Genomic DNA, 15,181 nt, shown 5'->3' with positions numbered 1-15,181 from the left:
CATTGCGTGATGCCGCCCCGGGACGCGCGATCCAGCCGATTTATGGCGCCGACAGCGGAGCGTGAGCTCGACGAGTTTCCGGCCGTGGCCTACTTTTAGTGCTGGGCAAAAAGAAAGGGGGTGGAAATGTTTAATCGCCTCAGGAAGGCTGCAATTCGTTGCGTTCGCGCGACCAGGACGAGAATCCGGAAATTCGCAATCTGGGGCCGCAGGCAAATCGGTCGCGTCCTTGTGGCCTTCGTGATTTCGCTGGTCGCCGGTTACGTCCGGGATCTGCTCCCCATTGATCCCGCAATCCACACCGTTCTCGAATACCTCATGCACCTCCACATCTAGTCCAGCCTGCAGAAGTGGCAAGATCGATAGAGCGCAACAGCCCCCCTGCCGTCGCAGGGGGGCCTTGCCATGTCCCATACCTCTTGTCCCTTGCTCTGATCGAGCGGGGCGCGCTTCGCTGTCCTTCTCCGGCCGGTCGGTCCTTACTGCCGAGCGCCAGATGGGCACCCGAGCCGATCATGAGGAGCCTGAGGCTCGAACCATGATCTCCAGGCGCCGAGCCGACCCACCTCGGCTACTTGAGGAGCTGGCGGGCCATGACCATGCGCTGGATCTGGTTGGTGCCCTCGTAGATCTGGGTGATCTTGGCGTCGCGCATCATGCGCTCGACGGGGAAGTCGCGGGTGTAGCCGTACCCGCCGAGGAGCTGGACGGCGTCGGTGGTGATTTCCATGGCGGCGTCGGAGGCGGCGCACTTGGCGGCGCTGGAGAAGAACGTGAGGTCCTTGACCGGCGTGCCGTTCATGGCCAGTTCCGACTTGGCCGCGGCGGCGTAGGTGAGCTGGCGGGCGGCCTCCAGCTTCATCGCCATGTCGGCGACCATGAACTGCAGGCCCTGGAAGTCGGCGATCCGCTTGCCGAACTGCTTGCGCTCCTTGACGTACCCGATCGCGTGGTCCAGCGCGCCCTGGGCGATGCCGAGCGCCTGCGCGGCGATGGTGATGCGGGTGTGGTCCAGGGTGGCGAGGGCGGTCTTGAAGCCGGTGCCCGGCTCGCCGATCATCCGGGACTCGGGGATCCGCACGTTCTCCAGGATGACCTGGCGCGTGGGCGAGCCCTTGATGCCCAGCTTCTTCTCCTTCGGCCCGAACGAGACGCCCTCGTCGTCCTTCTCGACCACGAACGCGGAGATGCCGCGTGCTCCGGCCGACGGGTGGGTCACGGCCATGACCGTGTAGTACTCCGACACGCCCGCATTGGTGATCCACATCTTGGTGCCGTTGAGCACGTAGTGGTCACCGTCGCGCTCGGCCCTGGTCTTCATCGCGGCGGCGTCGGAGCCGGCCTCCGGCTCCGACAGGGCGTAGGAGAACATCGCCTCCCCGGCCGCGACCGGCCGCAGGTAGCGCTGCTTGAGGTCCTCGGACGCCGACAGCAGCAGCGGCACGGTGCCCAGCTTGTTGACGGCAGGGATCAGGGAGGACGAGGCGCAGGCGCGGGCGACCTCCTCGATCACGATCACGGTGGCCAGGGCGTCGGCCCCCGCGCCGCCGTACGCCTCGGGGATGTGCACGGCCTGGAGGTCGGCCGCGACGAGGTCCTTGTAGACCTCCCAGGGGAACTCCTCGTTCTCGTCCGCCGCCGCGGCTCGCGGGGCGATCTTCTCGTCGGCGAGGGCCCGGACGGTCTCCCGGAGCATCTCGTGCTCCTCGGCGGGGGCGTAGAGAGGGAAGCTCATGACGCCGATACTAGGACGTCCGACTGGAAAGTTACCAGTCGGTACAACAGCCTTCCTGACAGAGTGCCCTGACAGGGGCCGTAATGCCCGAAGCGCCCGGGACGCATCGACCACCTGGGCATTTGGCCGTACCGTTGGGGCCAAGGCCGCGGTTTGCCCAGGTGGCTGCTCGGGCAGATGACAGGGCCGGTACCATGCCAGATCACGAAGAGTCGGCAAGAGGGGAGCCTGCCGTGCCGTACCGCCTCACCGTGCTGGGGACCGGCTACCTGGGTGCCACGCACGCGGCCTGCATGGCGGAGCTGGGCTTCGAGGTGCTCGGTCTGGACGTGGACGAGAGCAAGATCGAACGACTGCGGCGCGGCGAGCTGCCGATCCACGAGCCCGGGCTCGAGGAGGTCCTGCGCCGCAACCTCGACTCGGGCAGGCTGCGCTTCACCACCTCCTATGAGGAGGTCGCGAAGTTCGGCGACGTCCACTTCGTCTGCGTGGGCACGCCGCAGAAGAAGGGCGAGCGCGCCGCCGACGTCTCCTATCTCGACGCGGTCGTCGAGTCGCTGGCCCCCCACCTGGACCGAGAGTGCCTGGTCGTGGGCAAGTCGACGGTTCCCGTCGGCACCGCCGAGCGCCTGGCCGCGAAGCTCGTACGGCTCGCGCCCGCCGGCACACAGGCCGAGCTGGCCTGGAACCCCGAATTCCTGCGCGAGGGCTTCGCCGTGCAGGACACCCTCAAGCCGGACCGGATCGTGCTCGGAGTGGCCTCCGAACGGGCCGAGAAGATCCTGCGGGACGTCTACGCCCCGCTCGGCGAGGTGCCGATCGTGGTGACCGACTTCCCCACGGCCGAACTGGTCAAGTCGGCCGCGAACGCGTTCCTGGCCACCAAGATCTCGTTCATCAACGCGATGGCGGAGGTCTGCGAGGCCGCCGGCGGCGACGTCACGCAGTTGTCGGCGGCCTTGTCGTACGACGACCGGATCGGCGGCAGGTACCTCAACCCCGGCCTCGGCTTCGGCGGCGGATGCCTGCCCAAGGACATCAGGGCGTTCACCGCCCGGGCGGACGAACTGGGCGCCGGCCACGCCCTCGCCTTCCTGCGGGAGGTCGACGAGATCAACCTGCGGCGCCGCGCCCGGATGGTCGGCCTCGCCGCTGAGGCCCTCGGCGGCTCGTTCGACGGCCGGAGGGTGGCGGTGCTGGGCGCGGCCTTCAAGCCCGACTCCGACGACATCCGCGACTCGCCCGCCCTGTACGTCGCGGTGAAGATCGCCGAGCAGGGCGGGCTGGTGACGCTCTACGACCCCGCGGCCCTGGCCAACGCGCGGGCCGCCCATCCCCACCTCGGGTACGCCGGGTCGGCCCTGGAGGCCGCGAGCGGAGCCGAGGCCGTGCTGCTGCTCACCGAGTGGCGGGAGTTCGTCGCGCTCGACCCCGAGGACCTGGGGGCGGTCGTCGCCGCCCGGAGCATCGTCGACGGCCGCAACGCCCTCGACGCGGAGACGTGGCGGGGCGCGGGCTGGGACTACCGGGCGCTCGGCCGCCCCTGATCACGCTCCCCGTACAGCGTCAGGCTCCCCGCACAGGGTCAGGCTCCCTGTGTGGGGTCGGACTCTCCGTGAAGGGCGGCGGCCTCGGCGCGGAGGCGCTCGCCCTTGGCGTGCGCCTGGTCGCGTAGGGCGGCCTGGAACTCCTCCATCCGCCGCCGCAGTCCCTCGTCGGCCGCGGCCAGGATCCGTACGGCGAGCAGTCCCGCGTTCCGGGCGCCGCCGACGGCGACGGTCGCCACGGGCACCCCGGCCGGCATCTGGACGATCGACAGCAGCGAGTCCATCCCGTCGAGATACTTGAGCGGCACCGGGACGCCGATCACCGGCAGCGGGGTGACGGAGGCCAGCATCCCCGGCAGGTGGGCGGCGCCGCCCGCCCCGGCGATGATCACCTTCAGTCCGCGACCGGCCGCGCGGGAGCCGTACTCGATCATCTCGGCCGGCATCCGGTGCGCGGAGACCACGTCGGCCTCGAAGGACACGCCGAACTCGGCGACCGCCTCGGCGGCCAGGCGCATCACCGGCCAGTCCGAGTCGCTCCCCATGACGATCCCGACGTCAGGCATCCACGGGTCCTCTCAGGCAGGTGACGGCGTGGTGGGCGCGGGCCCGCACCTCGTCGAGGTCGGTGCCGAGGGCCGTGACGTGCCCGATCTTGCGGCCGGGCCGCACGTCCTTGCCATAGAAATGGATCTTGATGCCCGGGTCGTTGGCCAGCACGTGCTCGTACCGGGAGTACACGTCCGGGTCGGGCCCGCCGAGCAGGTTGGCCATGACGACGACCGGCGCGGTCATCGACGGCGACCCGAGCGGCAGGTTCAGCACGGCCCGCAGGTGCTGCTCGAACTGGGACGTACGCGCGCCCTCGATCGTCCAGTGGCCGCTGTTGTGCGGGCGCATGGCCAGCTCGTTGACCACGAGGCCGGTCTTCGTGACGAACATCTCGACCGCGAGGAGCCCGGTCACGCCGAGGTCGCGCGCGATGGTGAGCGCGACGCGCTGGGCGTACGCCGCCTCCTCCTCGCCGAGGCCCGGCGCGGGGGCGATGACCTCGACGCAGATCCCGTCCTGCTGGACCGTCTCCACGACGGGGTAGCTGACGCCCTGGCCGTGCGGCGACCGGGCGACCAGCACGGCGATCTCCCGCTCGAACGGGACGAACGCCTCGGCCATCAGGTCCACGCCGGTGCCGAGCGCCGCTCGCGCCTCTTCCGGAGACGAGCAGACCCACACGCCCCGGCCGTCGTACCCGCCGCGGACCGCCTTCAGCACCACCGGCCAGCCGTGCTCCGCGGCGAACGCCTCGACGCCGGCCAGGTCGTCGACGCGGGCCCAGGCGGGACAGGGCGCGCCGATCGCGGTGAGCCGCTCGCGCATCACCGCCTTGTCCTGCGCGTGGACGAGCGCGTCGGCGCCGGGGTGTACGGCGTGCCCGTCGGCGGCCAGGGCCCGGATGTGCCCGGTCGGCACGTGCTCGTGGTCGAAGGTGACGGCGTCGCACCCCTTGGCGAACTCCCGCAGGTCGGCGAGGTCGCGGTAGTCGCCCAGATGGGTGTCCACGATGACCTTGGCGGCGCTCTCGTCGCGGGCGTTCGCCAGCACGCGCAACTCGATGCCGAGCGCGATCGCGGCCTGCTGGGTCATCCGGGCGAGCTGACCCGCGCCGACCATGCCTACGACGGGGCCCGCAACAGGGTCTGCCACGGGCCGGGAAGGGGAATCCTTCGGGCTGTTCACGACAGGTCAGCCTACCTATTGCCCGCGCGTAAACCCGCCACGGCCCAGGCGTCAGCCCGCCCGATCAGTCCGCGCCGCCGGCCCGCCCCGTCAGCCGGAGCCCTCGGTGATGTCGGCCAGGACCCGGCGCATGCCCACGGTCCTCATCCTGTTGTCCCCGGCCACCCTGGTGGCGAGCAGCACGATCTCCGCACCCGTCACGGTCTTCGGCGCGCCGCCGGTGAAGGCGCGCACGTCGGACGCGCCGTACCGCCGATGGGTGAGGGAGGAGCGCCCCGGGCCGGGCTTCTGGGTGAAGACGAGGCGCAGCGCGTGGAACACCAGGGCCCCGCCGTCCGGCAGGGCCAGCGCGCGGGCCGGCCCCTCGATGCGTACGTCGGTGGACAGGCGGTCGGGACGGACCCTGCCGGGAGCCCGGACCAGTTCGCCGAGCAGGTCGCGCATGGGGTCGCCGGAGACGAAGCGGACCCCGCTCACCCCCGCGGGATCGGTCAGGAACGCGACGTGCCGGGTGGACACGAGCCGAGCCCCGACCCAGGCGGCGTCCACGATCTCGCCCTCCGCCTCGGGCGCGTCGCCCGAGAGCGGGATCGGCCCGGCGCCGAGCCGCCACGCGCCGTCCGTGCGGACGAAGACGAAGTAGGCCGGGGTGGGCTTGCGGGCCAGGACGGCGAACCAGGGGTCGTCCTCGCCGTCCTCATGCGCGGGGATCAGGAACTCCGGATCCCCGTACGTGCCGAGGCCGGGCGCGGAGCGATCCTTTCGGCCCGCCGCGCAGACACGGCTCCCGATCGTCTTCTCCGCCCACGTCGTGAACCGCTCGATCCCGGCGCAGTCGCCGTCCTTCCAGGCCAGGGCGAGGTCGCCGAGCCCGCCGAAGGCCGCCTCGGCGTCGGCCCGGGCGATCTCGACCGTCGCCGGGGAGGTCTCCCCGGGATCGGCCGGGGTCTGCCGGGCGCCCTCGGTTCCGCACCCCGCGAGCAGGGCCGCGAGCAGGACCGCAGGCAGGAGGCGGCGGAGGACGCGGCTCGGCAGCCGAGCCCCGAAGGTACGACGAACCACGTTGAAGGCCCCCTCTCCACAACGGCACGCCCCGCGTGAAGTGATCCAGTGGGGCGAGAGCGTAGTGCGAAGAGTGCCGTCAAATACCAGATGACGGGATTTTCCATGAAATGTTCTTCGGCGACCTGCGGCGGAGCGGGGAGAGGTTGTGCTACTACCCTAGTTTGTGCCACCGGCGGGTAGCCTGAGAGGACCTCGCCGCCGACCAGGCCGCAGATCAGGAAGGACCGAGCGGGACGTGCAGTTTCTACGACGCGCCTACGAGCGGTTCGCCACGCTCATCCATGAGTTGATCAAGTTCGGAGCGGTGGGCGCGATCGCGTTCGTCATCGACTTCTTCGGCGCCAACCTGCTGACCTTCGGCCTCGACGTCGGCCCGATGAAATCCAAGGTCATCTCCACGGTCGTCGCCACCACCTTCGCCTACGCGGGCAACCGCTTCTGGACCTACCGGCATCGCCAGCAGAGCGGCCTGAGGCGGGAGTACATCCTCTTCTTCCTGCTCAACGGCATCGCGCTGATCCCCCCGATGATCACCATCGGATTCCGGACCTACACGCTCGGCATGCACGACCTGCTGAGCTACAACGTCGCCCAGATCATCGGCGTGGTCATCGGCACGTTGTTCCGCTTCTGGTCGTACAAGAAGTGGGTGTTCCTCGCGGTCCCGGAGCCGGTCGAGAGCGAAGGACCCGCCGTGGGCGTCGGGGCGGCACTGGTCGCATCCGGCACGAAGGCCGACTCTCAGAAGACCGGCCCCCAGAAGACCGCAGCCGAGAAGACCGGCCCTCCGAAGACCGGCCCGCAGAAGACCGGAGCGAAGACCGGCAGGAAGGCCCGGGCGAAGGCGGGAGCGAGAGCGGCCGTCAAGGCGGACGTCCCGGCGCAGCCCGACCCGATCACCGCCCGCTGACCGGTCTCCCCTTCTCCAGCTCGACCCGCCGCACCTCGGCCTGCCGCAGGCCGGCCGGGTCCGCCGTCCTCGGCTTCACACCGCTCCGGCTCAGCGCGCGGCCCGGAGCCGCCCCGCGCTCCAGGCGTACGGACGCGGTCAGGCCGGGCCGGAGACCACGCGGCGACGGTCGTTGTCGCGGTCGTGACGCAGGAAGATGGCGAAGGTCGCCGGGCGGCGCTTGACGAGTTCGAGCCTGCCGCCGTCCGCGGCGACGAGAGCCCGGGCGAGGGTCAGCCCCAGGCCGGTGCCACCACTGCCGCTCACGTTCCGCTCGAAGACGCGCTGGCCGAGGGCCTCGGGGATACCCGGACCCTCGTCGCCCACCTCGATCACCACGGACTTGCCCGTACTCGACGTGTTGATCGTCAGCACGCCGCCGCCGTGCTTCAGGGAGTTCTCCAGCAGGGTGGCCAGCACCTGGCTGAGCCCGCCCGTCGTGCCGAGTGCGTGCAGGCCGCGGTCCCCCGCCAGCACCAGCGACCGATGTGCCCGGCGGAACGCGGGCTCCCACTCGACGATCTGCTGGCCCACCACGTCGTCCACGTCGAGCGGCCCGGCCTGGGCGTGGCGCTGCCTGCGGGCCGCGGCCAGCAACTCGTCGATAACCGCCGTCAGCCGCTCGACCTGCACGATGGCGGCCTCGCCCTCCTCGCGGACCACCTCGGGCTGCCCGGCCGCGGCGACGATCTCCTCCAGGCGCATGGTCAGCCCGGTCAGCGGCGTACGCAGCTGGTGGGAGGCGTCGGTGGCGAACTCGCGCTCGCGGGCGAGCAGGTCGGAGATCCGCAGCGCGCTGCGGTCCAGCACCTCCGCCACGAGGTCGAGCTCCGGAACACCGTAGCGGTGCCTGCTGGGCCTCGCGTCGCCCGAGCCGAGCCGCTCCGCGATCCTGGTGAGATCTTGGAGCGGCAGGCTCAGGCGGCGCGAGGTCACGGTGGCCAGGGCGATCGCGGCGCCGAGCGCCGCGATCGCGAGCGCGATGATCAGCACCAGCCGCGCCCGGGTCTCCCGCTGGACCTGGGCCGAGTCGCGGCTGACACGCACGTAACCGTTCTCGGAGCGAGCCTCCTCGGTCAGGTCACGGGCCTCCGGCGGAGGCGTGCCGACGATGATCGGCGGGTTCCCGCGGACGTACACCTGGAGGTATCTGTCCGGGTAGTTCCGTGCGAGTTGCTCCGGACTGATCGGCTGCTGCTGGCTGACGGAATACTCCACCCCGATCAGCAGCCGGTTCGCCTCCGCATGCAGCTCCTGGGCGGCCTCGTCGTTGATCAGCCGTACGACGACCACGCCCAGGGGCACGCCTAACAGCAGGACCGCGATCACCGCGACGAGCAGCATGGAGGCAAGCAGGCGCCGGCGCATGCGGCTAGCTCCTCCCCCGAAACCGCCCCACGGCCGCTACTCGCGCTCGAAGCGGAAGCCGACCCCACGAACGGTGGTGATGTAGCGCGGCTTGGCCGCGTCGTCGCCCAGCTTCCGGCGCAGCCAGGAGATGTGCATGTCCAGTGTCTTGGTCGAACCCCACCAGTTGGTGTCCCACACCTCGCGCATGATCTGCTCGCGGGTGACGACCTTGCCGGCGTCCCGTACGAGCACGCGCAGCAGGTCGAACTCCTTGGTGGTGAGATGCAGCTCCTTGTCCCCCATCCAGGCCCGGCGGGAATCGGCGTCGATGCGGACGCCCTGCACCACCGGGGTCTCCGACGTTCCGCGCCGGAGCAGCGCCCGCACGCGGGCGAGCAACTCCGCCAGCCGGAACGGCTTGGTCACGTAGTCGTCGGCCCCCGCGTCGAGGCCGACGACGGTGTCGACTTCGTCGACACGTGCGGTGAGGATCAGGACCGGAGTCCCGTGTCCCTCCGCGCGAATGCGGCGCGCGACCTCCAGCCCGTCCATTTCCGGCAGGCCGAGGTCGAGAACAATCAGGTCGACGCCCCCCGACAAGGCCCTCTCCAGGGCCTGCGGGCCATCCGGGCTCACCTCCACCTGATAGCCCTCCCGGCGCAGTGCGCGCGCCAGTGGCTCGGATATCGAGGTGTCATCCTCGGCGAGAAGTACGCAGGTCATGGTGCGATCGTAGGACCTTAAGCGATCGTTTCCCGGCTACAGCTCGCAGTTTGACTTGTCGTTGACTCATCAATTGACCTGGGCAAACACTGATAAATCCGGGATAGTCAGTACGGAAGGGCCGTGATCTTTCATGGCATTCTCCGCCAATTCGAACAGCCTCGGATCAAGGCGGATAACGACATGAAAAACGCCCGCCGAACCGATGTCGACGGGCGTTGTCCATCTGAATTCGCGAGTTTCGGCCGAGTCGTCGGCCGGGCTTCGGGCGGCCTCAGGCGGGCGACGGTGGCTCCGCGTACCGCTGGAGGTAGAGCTGCTCGCCCAGACTCTCCAGGAGGCCGAGCTCGGTCTCCAGGTAGTCGATGTGGTGCTCCTCGTCGGCGAGGATCCGCTCGAACAACGTGGCGGAGGTGATGTCCCCCCGCTCCCGCATGAGGGCGATCCCCGGCCGCAGCCGCTTGACCACCTCCACCTCAAGCTCCAGGTCGGCCTGGAGCTGCTCCCTCACGGTCTGGCCGATGTGGAGGGTGTTGAGCTTCTGGTAGTTCGGCAGGCCCTCTAAGAAGAGGATCCGGTCGGTGAGCTCCTCCGCGTGCCGCATCTCGTCTATCGACTCCGCCCTCGTCAGGGCGGCGAGCTTGGTGTATCCCCAGTTCTCCTGCAGCTTGGCGTGCAGGAAGTATTGGTTGATGGCGGTGAGCTCGGAGGTGAGCTGCTCGTTGAGCAGCGCGATGATCTCCTTGTCGCCCTGCATCGCGTACCTCGATCTATGCGCTGGTGACCAGGTCGTCTGACCGTTTCAGGATGGCACAGATCTTCCGGACGCATGACGCGCAGTCCCCCCCTGCGCCGGTGGCGTCCCGCACCTGACGCGCCGTCCGCGCCCCCGCGGCGATGCAGTCGTGCACCTCGTTCTCGGTGACCGCGCGGCAGATGCACACGTACATGGGTCGCCCTCTCCGGGATCATCAGCAAGGTAAGGCATACCTAACATAACCCACTTTGGTAAGGCTTGCCTACTTGGCTTCATCCCCGCCTAAGAACGGGGGACTCCCACCCTCACAGGCCGGGCTTCCTGCTTCACAGCCGACCGCATCCGGGAGGACCCGGAGTGGCTTACGTCAGCTCCACAGGCAGACACCGCTCGACCAGCGGCCAGAATGTTCTTGGCGGCGTTGACGTCCCGGTCGTGCCGGGTGCCGCAGCCCGGACACGTCCAGTGCCGGGTGGATAGGGACAGCGCGGTGAGCAGGTGCCCGCACACGCTGCACGTCTTCGAGCTCGGATACCAGCGGTCGATCACGATCAGCTGGCGGCCGTACCGGACGGACTTGTATTCAAGTTGACGGCGGAACTCGCCCCATCCGGCATCGGAGATCGCCCGCGCCAGGGATCGGTTCCGCACCATGCCCCTGACATTGAGATCCTCAATCACGATCAGTTCGTGCTCGCGAACCAGACGGGTGCTGGTCTTGTGCAGGAAGTCGGTGCGGGCGTCACGCACCTTGGCATGGGCGCGGGCGACCTTCGCCCTGGCCTTGGCCCGGTTGGCCGATCCGCGCTGTTTCCGGGCCATGCGCCTCTGGTAGCGGGCCAGGTTTTCAACTTTCCGTTCCAGGTGACGCGGGTTGGGAATCTTCTCGCCGGTGGACAGGACGGCGAAGTCTGTCACACCCAAGTCGATCCCGGCATGGCTACCGGTGGCGGGCAGCGGCCCTGCTCCGGTCTCTGCCGTGGTTTCCACGGCCAGTGAGGCGTACCAGCGTCCGTCGGGGTCGCGGGAGACGGTCACCGTGGCCGGGTCGATCGTGGCCGGGTCGATGCCGGGCCAGGACCACAAGAACTCCAGCGGGCCGTCCATCTTCGCCAGGTGGAGCCGCCCGTCACGCCAGCGGAAGGCCGAGCGGGTGTAAGTGGCGGACTGGCGGCCGTGGCGGGACTTGAATCGCGGGTGCTTGGCGTGTCCGGCGAAGTAGTTTACGAACGCCGTGTACTGGTGGCGCAGCACCTGCTGCAGCGGAACGCTGGACACCTCGTACAGGAAGTCGTGGACGCCGTCGCGCTTCAGCTCAGTCAGATACCGGTCGGTCTGCGCGTACGAGGTCTTCACGCCCTCGGCGTAGCGGGCCTTCCGCCAGGCCAGGACCGTGTTCCAAACCAGGCGTGCGCAGCCGAAAGTACGGTTCAGCACCGCTGCCTGTTCGGTGGTGGGGTAGACCCGCACCTTGTAAGCCGTACGCACGTTCGCATCGTGCCAGCTCCTTGCCCGACAGGTGGGCGAAAGGAGAAAGCGGTGAGCGCTTGGCGCTCTGGGGCACGCCGGCTTCGCCGGGCCGACCCTCGTGGCGTTTTCCGAGACTTCGGTGATCCAGCGCACAGAAAGGGGCGGCGACCGGCGAACCCGCGAACCCGGGGGCCGGAACGCCGCCCCTGTCGCCGAGGCGGGCGTCGTCCGAAGAGGTCAGAGCACCACGACGGAGCGCAGCACCTCCCCGCGGTGCATCTTGCCGAACGCCTCCTCGACCTGGTCGAGGGCGATGGTCTCGGAGACGAACCCGTCGAGGTCGAGCCGTCCCTGCAGGTAGAGGTCGATCAGCATCGGGAAGTCGCGGCTGGGCAGGCAGTCGCCGTACCAGGAGGACTTGAGCGCGCCGCCGCGGCCGAACACGTCGAGCAGGGGGAGTTCGAGGGTCATCTCGGGCGTCGGCACGCCGACGAGCACGACGGTCCCGGCCAGGTCGCGGGCGTAGAAGGCCTGCTTGTAGGTCTCCGGGCGGCCCACCGCCTCGATCACCACGTCGGCGCCGAAACCACCGGTCAGGTCGCGGATCGCCGCCACCGCGTCGGCCTCCCGCGAGTTCACCGTGTGGGTGGCGCCGAAGCGGCGGGCCCAGTCGAGCTTGCGGTCGTCGACGTCCACCGCGATGATCGTGCGCGCCCCGGCGAGGTTCGACCCGAGGATCGCCGCGTTGCCCACGCCGCCGCAGCCGATCACCGCCACCGAGTCGCCGCGCGTGACGCCCCCGGTGTTGATCGCGGCGCCGAGGCCCGCCATCACGCCGCAGCCGAGGAGACCGGCGACGGCCGGGGCGGCCGCCTGGTCGACCTTCGTGCACTGTCCCGCGGCCACCAGGGTCTTCTCCGCGAACGCCCCGATGCCGAGCGCCGGGCTGAGCACGGTGCCGTCGGCCAGGCTCATCTTCTGGACGGCGTTGTGGGTGTTGAAGCAGTACCACGGCCGGCCCCGCAGGCACGCCCGGCACTGCCCGCAGACCGCCCGCCAGTTGAGGATGACGTAGTCGCCGGGCGCGACCTCGGTCACGCCCTCGCCGACCGCCTCGACGACGCCCGCGGCCTCGTGGCCCAGCAGGAACGGGAACTCGTCGTTGATGCCGCCCTCGCGGTAGTGGAGATCGGTGTGGCAGACGCCGCAGGCCTGCACGTTCACGACCGCCTCGCCGGGCCCCGGGTCCGGGACGACGACCGTCTCCAGTGTCACCGCCTCTCCCTTGCCCCGTGCCACCACGCCCTGGACTTCGTACGGCATGCCCCGCACCTCAACTCTCTCTGCTGGATCTCCTCAGAACATACGGCTCCACGACGCCGAGCCCGCGTGCGGGGCGGCGGCGCAGTTTCACGAGATCGACACCGGCCGCGCCGGTGAGCGCGGCCGCCATCTCGCTGTCGGCGAGGATCGTGCCCGGCCGGGCGATGGCGGTGAGCCGCGCCGCCAGGTTCACCGTCGTGCCGAAGACGTCGCCCATCGCGGGCAGCACCGGGCCGTACGCCACCCCGACCCGCACGTCCGGCCCCTCGGCGTCCCGCTTGAGCTCGTCGAGCAGGTCGAGCGCGATCAGGGCCGCGGTGCGCGGGCCCGGGGCCGTGAAGAGCACCTCGTCGCCGAGCGTCTTCACCAGCCGCCCGTCGTGGGCGGCGATCACGTCGGAGGCCCGCGACTCGAACCCCTCGACCAGGTCGGCCAGCGCCAGCTCGTCCAGCTCCCGGGACACCCGGGTGAAGGCGACGAGGTCGGCGAACCCGACCGCGAGCCTCGGGCGGGTCGGGGAGGCGTCCCCGCCCGGCTCGCCGGGCTCGGCGAGACTGACCAGCCGGCTCGCGGTCGCGGCCAGCTGCGAGCGCCAGACGTGCACCAGCGTCCGCTCGAAGTCGGGCAGCAGGCGGCTGACCGTGTCCATCACCTGCCGGAGCCGCTCCTCGCCCGCCCGCGCACCGGGCTCGATCAGCGCGTCCACCATGATCTCGGCCTGCCACTGCGCGAGCCGCGCGGTGTTGCGGCCGAGCGCGCGGGCCATCCGGATCACGGACCGCTCGTCGAGCATCTCCGCGTCCAGCAGGTCGCGGATGCGGTACAGGGCCTCCAGGTCGGCGTCCGTGAACGCCACCGCGTCGTCGGCGAACGTCGCGAAGCCCAGAGCCCGCCAGATCCGGGCGGCGAGGTCCTGCGGGATCCCCGCCGCTTCGGCGACCTGCCGCCGCGTGTACACCGGCGGCGGCCCCAGGAACAGCCGCCGCATGTCGTCGGCGCCGGGCCGCCCGCTTGTCTCCACGTCTCCCTCCCCCGTACGGCACGTGGTCCGCACCGTGCTAGTCCCCGTCGATGTTCCCGTCGGCGGCGTCCTCCACCAGCCGGAACAGCTCGTGCCGTACGCGCTGGATCTGCGGGATGTCGCGGTAGTCGATGTCGCCCTTCTCCGAGGCCGACTCGACCCGGAGCGTGCCACAGCCCAGGATGCGCTCCACGAACCGCTGGTCGGAGCTCACGCTGCTGACCTTGGCCAGCGGGATGTCGTCCTCCGACTTGTTCAGCACTCCGGTGCTGATGGCGAAGCGGTGCGAGGTCAGCGTGTAGGAGGTCGTCACCCAGCGCAGGTAGGGGACGAGCGTCCACAGGACCAGCGCCACGAAGGCGACCACGGCCACCGCGCCGCGGGCGAGCCCCGCGTACTCGTAGTCGCCGGGAATGAAGATGAAGGCCGCGACGGCGGCGGCGAGGACGACGACGAAGGCGAGAACCGGCAGGATGAGCCGCTTCCAGTGCGGATGGAACGATAGAACGACCCGCTCGCCTTCGGCCAGATAGTGATCCGGGAGACCCATGGCGCAAATCGTGACACGATCCCGGGTCGTTCGCATGCGTTCGCCAGGCTAGTGCCGCGGCTCCCGAGAATTGCCCGGGCGGCGGGGGCAAAGATCGGCGGGAGGGGCACTAGGAAGATCCGGGCCTGACGTGGACGACGTCGCCGGCGCTGAGGGAGTGCTCCCCGTCCTCGCCGCGGACGAGCAGGTGGCCCGCGGGGTCGATGCCGGCGGCCCGGCCGGTGATCACCCGCTCGCCGGGCAGTTCGACCCGCACGTCCTGGCCCACGGTCGCCGACCAGGCGAGATAGGCCGAGCGCAGGCCCGAGGCGTCCGGGTCGCCGTCCGCCGCCACCCAGTCGCGGTAGTGCGACTCGACCTCCCGCAGGATCGCGCGCAGCAGCGGGTCGCGGTCGGTGCAGGCGGCGTTCTCCACCGCGAGGGACGTGGCCCGTTCGACGGGCAGCTCCTCCCGGCGCAGCGAGACGTTGAGGCCCATGCCGATGACGATCACCTGGTCCACCCGCTCGGCCAGGATGCCGGCCAGCTTGCGCTCCCCGATCATGAGGTCGTTGGGCCACTTCAGCCGTACGTCGACCTCCGCGATCCGCCGTACGGCCGAGGCGGCGGCGAGGCCCACCAGCAGGGCCAGCCAGCCCTGCCGGGCGAGCGGCACCTCCGGCCGCAGCAGCATCGAGAACGTCAGCCCCGAACGCGGCGGCGCGCTCCAGGGGCGGCCGAGCCGTCCACGGCCCGCGAACTGCGCCTCCGCGACCAGCACGGCGCCCTCGCCGGGGGTGTCCCGCACGGTCTTGGCGAGGTCGGCGTTGGTGGAACCGGTCCGCTCGACCACGCGTACGGACGACCAGAGCGAGCCGGGGCGCACCAGCGCCCTGGTCAGCGCGGCCTCGGACAGCGGGGGCCGATCGAGGTCGGCGTACGGCGAGTCGGGCACGCGTCCAGGCTATCGGCCGG

15 protein-coding genes are annotated in these 15,181 nt (G+C 70.3%); 2 read left to right on the top strand and 13 right to left on the bottom strand.

The window, feature by feature from the left end:
• Window positions 1-571 precede the first annotated feature (571 nt).
• Window positions 572-1,735, bottom strand: a complete 1,164-nt coding sequence (locus tag HHX40_RS06255; protein ID WP_111698244.1) for an acyl-CoA dehydrogenase family protein — start codon at window positions 1,733-1,735, stop codon at window positions 572-574.
• Between the two features lie 233 nt (window positions 1,736-1,968).
• Between HHX40_RS06255 and HHX40_RS06250 the strand changes: the two genes are divergently transcribed.
• Window positions 1,969-3,282, top strand: a complete 1,314-nt coding sequence (locus tag HHX40_RS06250) for a UDP-glucose dehydrogenase family protein (protein ID WP_182879741.1) — start codon at window positions 1,969-1,971, stop codon at window positions 3,280-3,282.
• Between the two features lie 38 nt (window positions 3,283-3,320).
• On the opposite strand, the gene purE is transcribed toward HHX40_RS06250, so the two are convergent.
• From purE to HHX40_RS06235, 3 genes are all read right to left on the bottom strand, one after another.
• Window positions 3,321-3,848, bottom strand: a complete 528-nt coding sequence (purE, locus tag HHX40_RS06245) for a 5-(carboxyamino)imidazole ribonucleotide mutase (RefSeq protein ID WP_182879740.1) — start codon at window positions 3,846-3,848, stop codon at window positions 3,321-3,323.
• A complete protein-coding gene (locus tag HHX40_RS06240; protein WP_182873960.1) occupies window positions 3,841-4,986 on the bottom strand; it encodes a 5-(carboxyamino)imidazole ribonucleotide synthase in 1,146 nt (381 codons plus the stop codon). Before HHX40_RS06240 ends, purE begins: the two co-directional genes overlap by 8 nt.
• 123 nt (window positions 4,987-5,109) lie before the next feature.
• The gene (locus tag HHX40_RS06235; RefSeq protein ID WP_182879739.1) at window positions 5,110-6,081 is read right to left on the bottom strand and encodes a hypothetical protein; all 972 of its coding nucleotides are present in this window, start codon (window positions 6,079-6,081) and stop codon (window positions 5,110-5,112) included.
• A 238-nt stretch (window positions 6,082-6,319) separates the two neighbouring features.
• Between HHX40_RS06235 and HHX40_RS06230 the strand changes: the two genes are divergently transcribed.
• On the top strand, window positions 6,320-6,994 hold the full coding sequence (locus tag HHX40_RS06230) for a GtrA family protein (protein ID WP_182879738.1): 675 nt from the start codon (window positions 6,320-6,322) through the stop codon (window positions 6,992-6,994).
• 138 nt (window positions 6,995-7,132) lie between these two features.
• Here the strand turns inward: HHX40_RS06230 and HHX40_RS06225 are convergent, their stop codons facing one another.
• From HHX40_RS06225 to HHX40_RS06185, 9 genes are all read right to left on the bottom strand, one after another.
• Window positions 7,133-8,401, bottom strand: a complete 1,269-nt coding sequence (locus tag HHX40_RS06225; protein WP_182879737.1) for a HAMP domain-containing histidine kinase — start codon at window positions 8,399-8,401, stop codon at window positions 7,133-7,135.
• A gap of 36 nt (window positions 8,402-8,437) precedes the next feature.
• Window positions 8,438-9,106, bottom strand: a complete 669-nt coding sequence (locus HHX40_RS06220; protein ID WP_030451323.1) for a response regulator transcription factor — start codon at window positions 9,104-9,106, stop codon at window positions 8,438-8,440.
• Between the two features lie 274 nt (window positions 9,107-9,380).
• Complete coding sequence (bfr, locus tag HHX40_RS06215; protein WP_111698256.1) at window positions 9,381-9,863, bottom strand: bacterioferritin; 483 nt, start codon at window positions 9,861-9,863, stop codon at window positions 9,381-9,383.
• A 13-nt stretch (window positions 9,864-9,876) separates the two neighbouring features.
• Window positions 9,877-10,056, bottom strand: coding sequence for a (2Fe-2S)-binding protein (locus tag HHX40_RS06210; protein WP_111698258.1), 180 nt, complete (start codon window positions 10,054-10,056; stop codon window positions 9,877-9,879).
• An 89-nt stretch (window positions 10,057-10,145) separates the two neighbouring features.
• The gene (locus tag HHX40_RS06205) at window positions 10,146-11,351 is read right to left on the bottom strand and encodes an RNA-guided endonuclease InsQ/TnpB family protein (RefSeq protein ID WP_182879736.1); all 1,206 of its coding nucleotides are present in this window, start codon (window positions 11,349-11,351) and stop codon (window positions 10,146-10,148) included.
• 219 nt (window positions 11,352-11,570) lie between these two features.
• Window positions 11,571-12,656 (bottom strand): S-(hydroxymethyl)mycothiol dehydrogenase, encoded by a 1,086-nt coding sequence (locus HHX40_RS06200; RefSeq protein ID WP_111698454.1) that lies wholly within the window; start codon window positions 12,654-12,656, stop codon window positions 11,571-11,573.
• Window positions 12,657-12,666: 10 nt separating this feature from the next.
• Window positions 12,667-13,677 (bottom strand): adenylate/guanylate cyclase domain-containing protein, encoded by a 1,011-nt coding sequence (locus HHX40_RS06195; RefSeq protein ID WP_310737960.1) that lies wholly within the window; start codon window positions 13,675-13,677, stop codon window positions 12,667-12,669.
• A gap of 37 nt (window positions 13,678-13,714) precedes the next feature.
• Window positions 13,715-14,227: a PH domain-containing protein gene (locus HHX40_RS06190; protein ID WP_111698262.1), complete on the bottom strand. Its 513-nt coding sequence runs from the start codon at window positions 14,225-14,227 to the stop codon at window positions 13,715-13,717.
• A 109-nt stretch (window positions 14,228-14,336) separates the two neighbouring features.
• Window positions 14,337-15,161 carry a biotin--[acetyl-CoA-carboxylase] ligase gene (locus HHX40_RS06185; RefSeq protein WP_182879735.1) on the bottom strand — a complete coding sequence of 275 codons (825 nt, stop codon included), beginning with the start codon at window positions 15,159-15,161 and terminating at the stop codon, window positions 14,337-14,339.
• Between the last annotated feature and the right edge of the window lie 20 nt (window positions 15,162-15,181).

The organism is Microbispora sp. H10949 (assembly GCF_014161435.1).
GTDB classification, from domain to species: Bacteria; Actinomycetota; Actinomycetes; order Streptosporangiales; family Streptosporangiaceae; genus Microbispora; species Microbispora triticiradicis.
This window is presented reverse-complemented; position numbering and strand designations above follow the sequence as displayed.

Excerpts from the sequence above, each read along its gene's own strand:
- HHX40_RS06255 (WP_111698244.1), bottom strand. The coding sequence starts at position 1,735 with ATGAGCTTCCCTCTCTACGCCCCCGCCGAGGAGCACGAGATGCTCCGG.
- purE (WP_182879740.1), bottom strand. The coding sequence starts at position 3,848 with ATGCCTGACGTCGGGATCGTCATGGGGAGCGACTCGGACTGGCCGGTG.
- HHX40_RS06225 (WP_182879737.1), bottom strand. The coding sequence starts at position 8,401 with ATGCGCCGGCGCCTGCTTGCCTCCATGCTGCTCGTCGCGGTGATCGCG.
- HHX40_RS06220 (WP_030451323.1), bottom strand. The coding sequence starts at position 9,106 with ATGACCTGCGTACTTCTCGCCGAGGATGACACCTCGATATCCGAGCCA.
- bfr (WP_111698256.1), bottom strand. The coding sequence starts at position 9,863 with ATGCAGGGCGACAAGGAGATCATCGCGCTGCTCAACGAGCAGCTCACC.
- HHX40_RS06210 (WP_111698258.1), bottom strand. The coding sequence starts at position 10,056 with ATGTACGTGTGCATCTGCCGCGCGGTCACCGAGAACGAGGTGCACGAC.
- HHX40_RS06200 (WP_111698454.1), bottom strand. The coding sequence starts at position 12,656 with ATGCCGTACGAAGTCCAGGGCGTGGTGGCACGGGGCAAGGGAGAGGCG.
- HHX40_RS06190 (WP_111698262.1), bottom strand. The coding sequence starts at position 14,227 with ATGGGTCTCCCGGATCACTATCTGGCCGAAGGCGAGCGGGTCGTTCTA.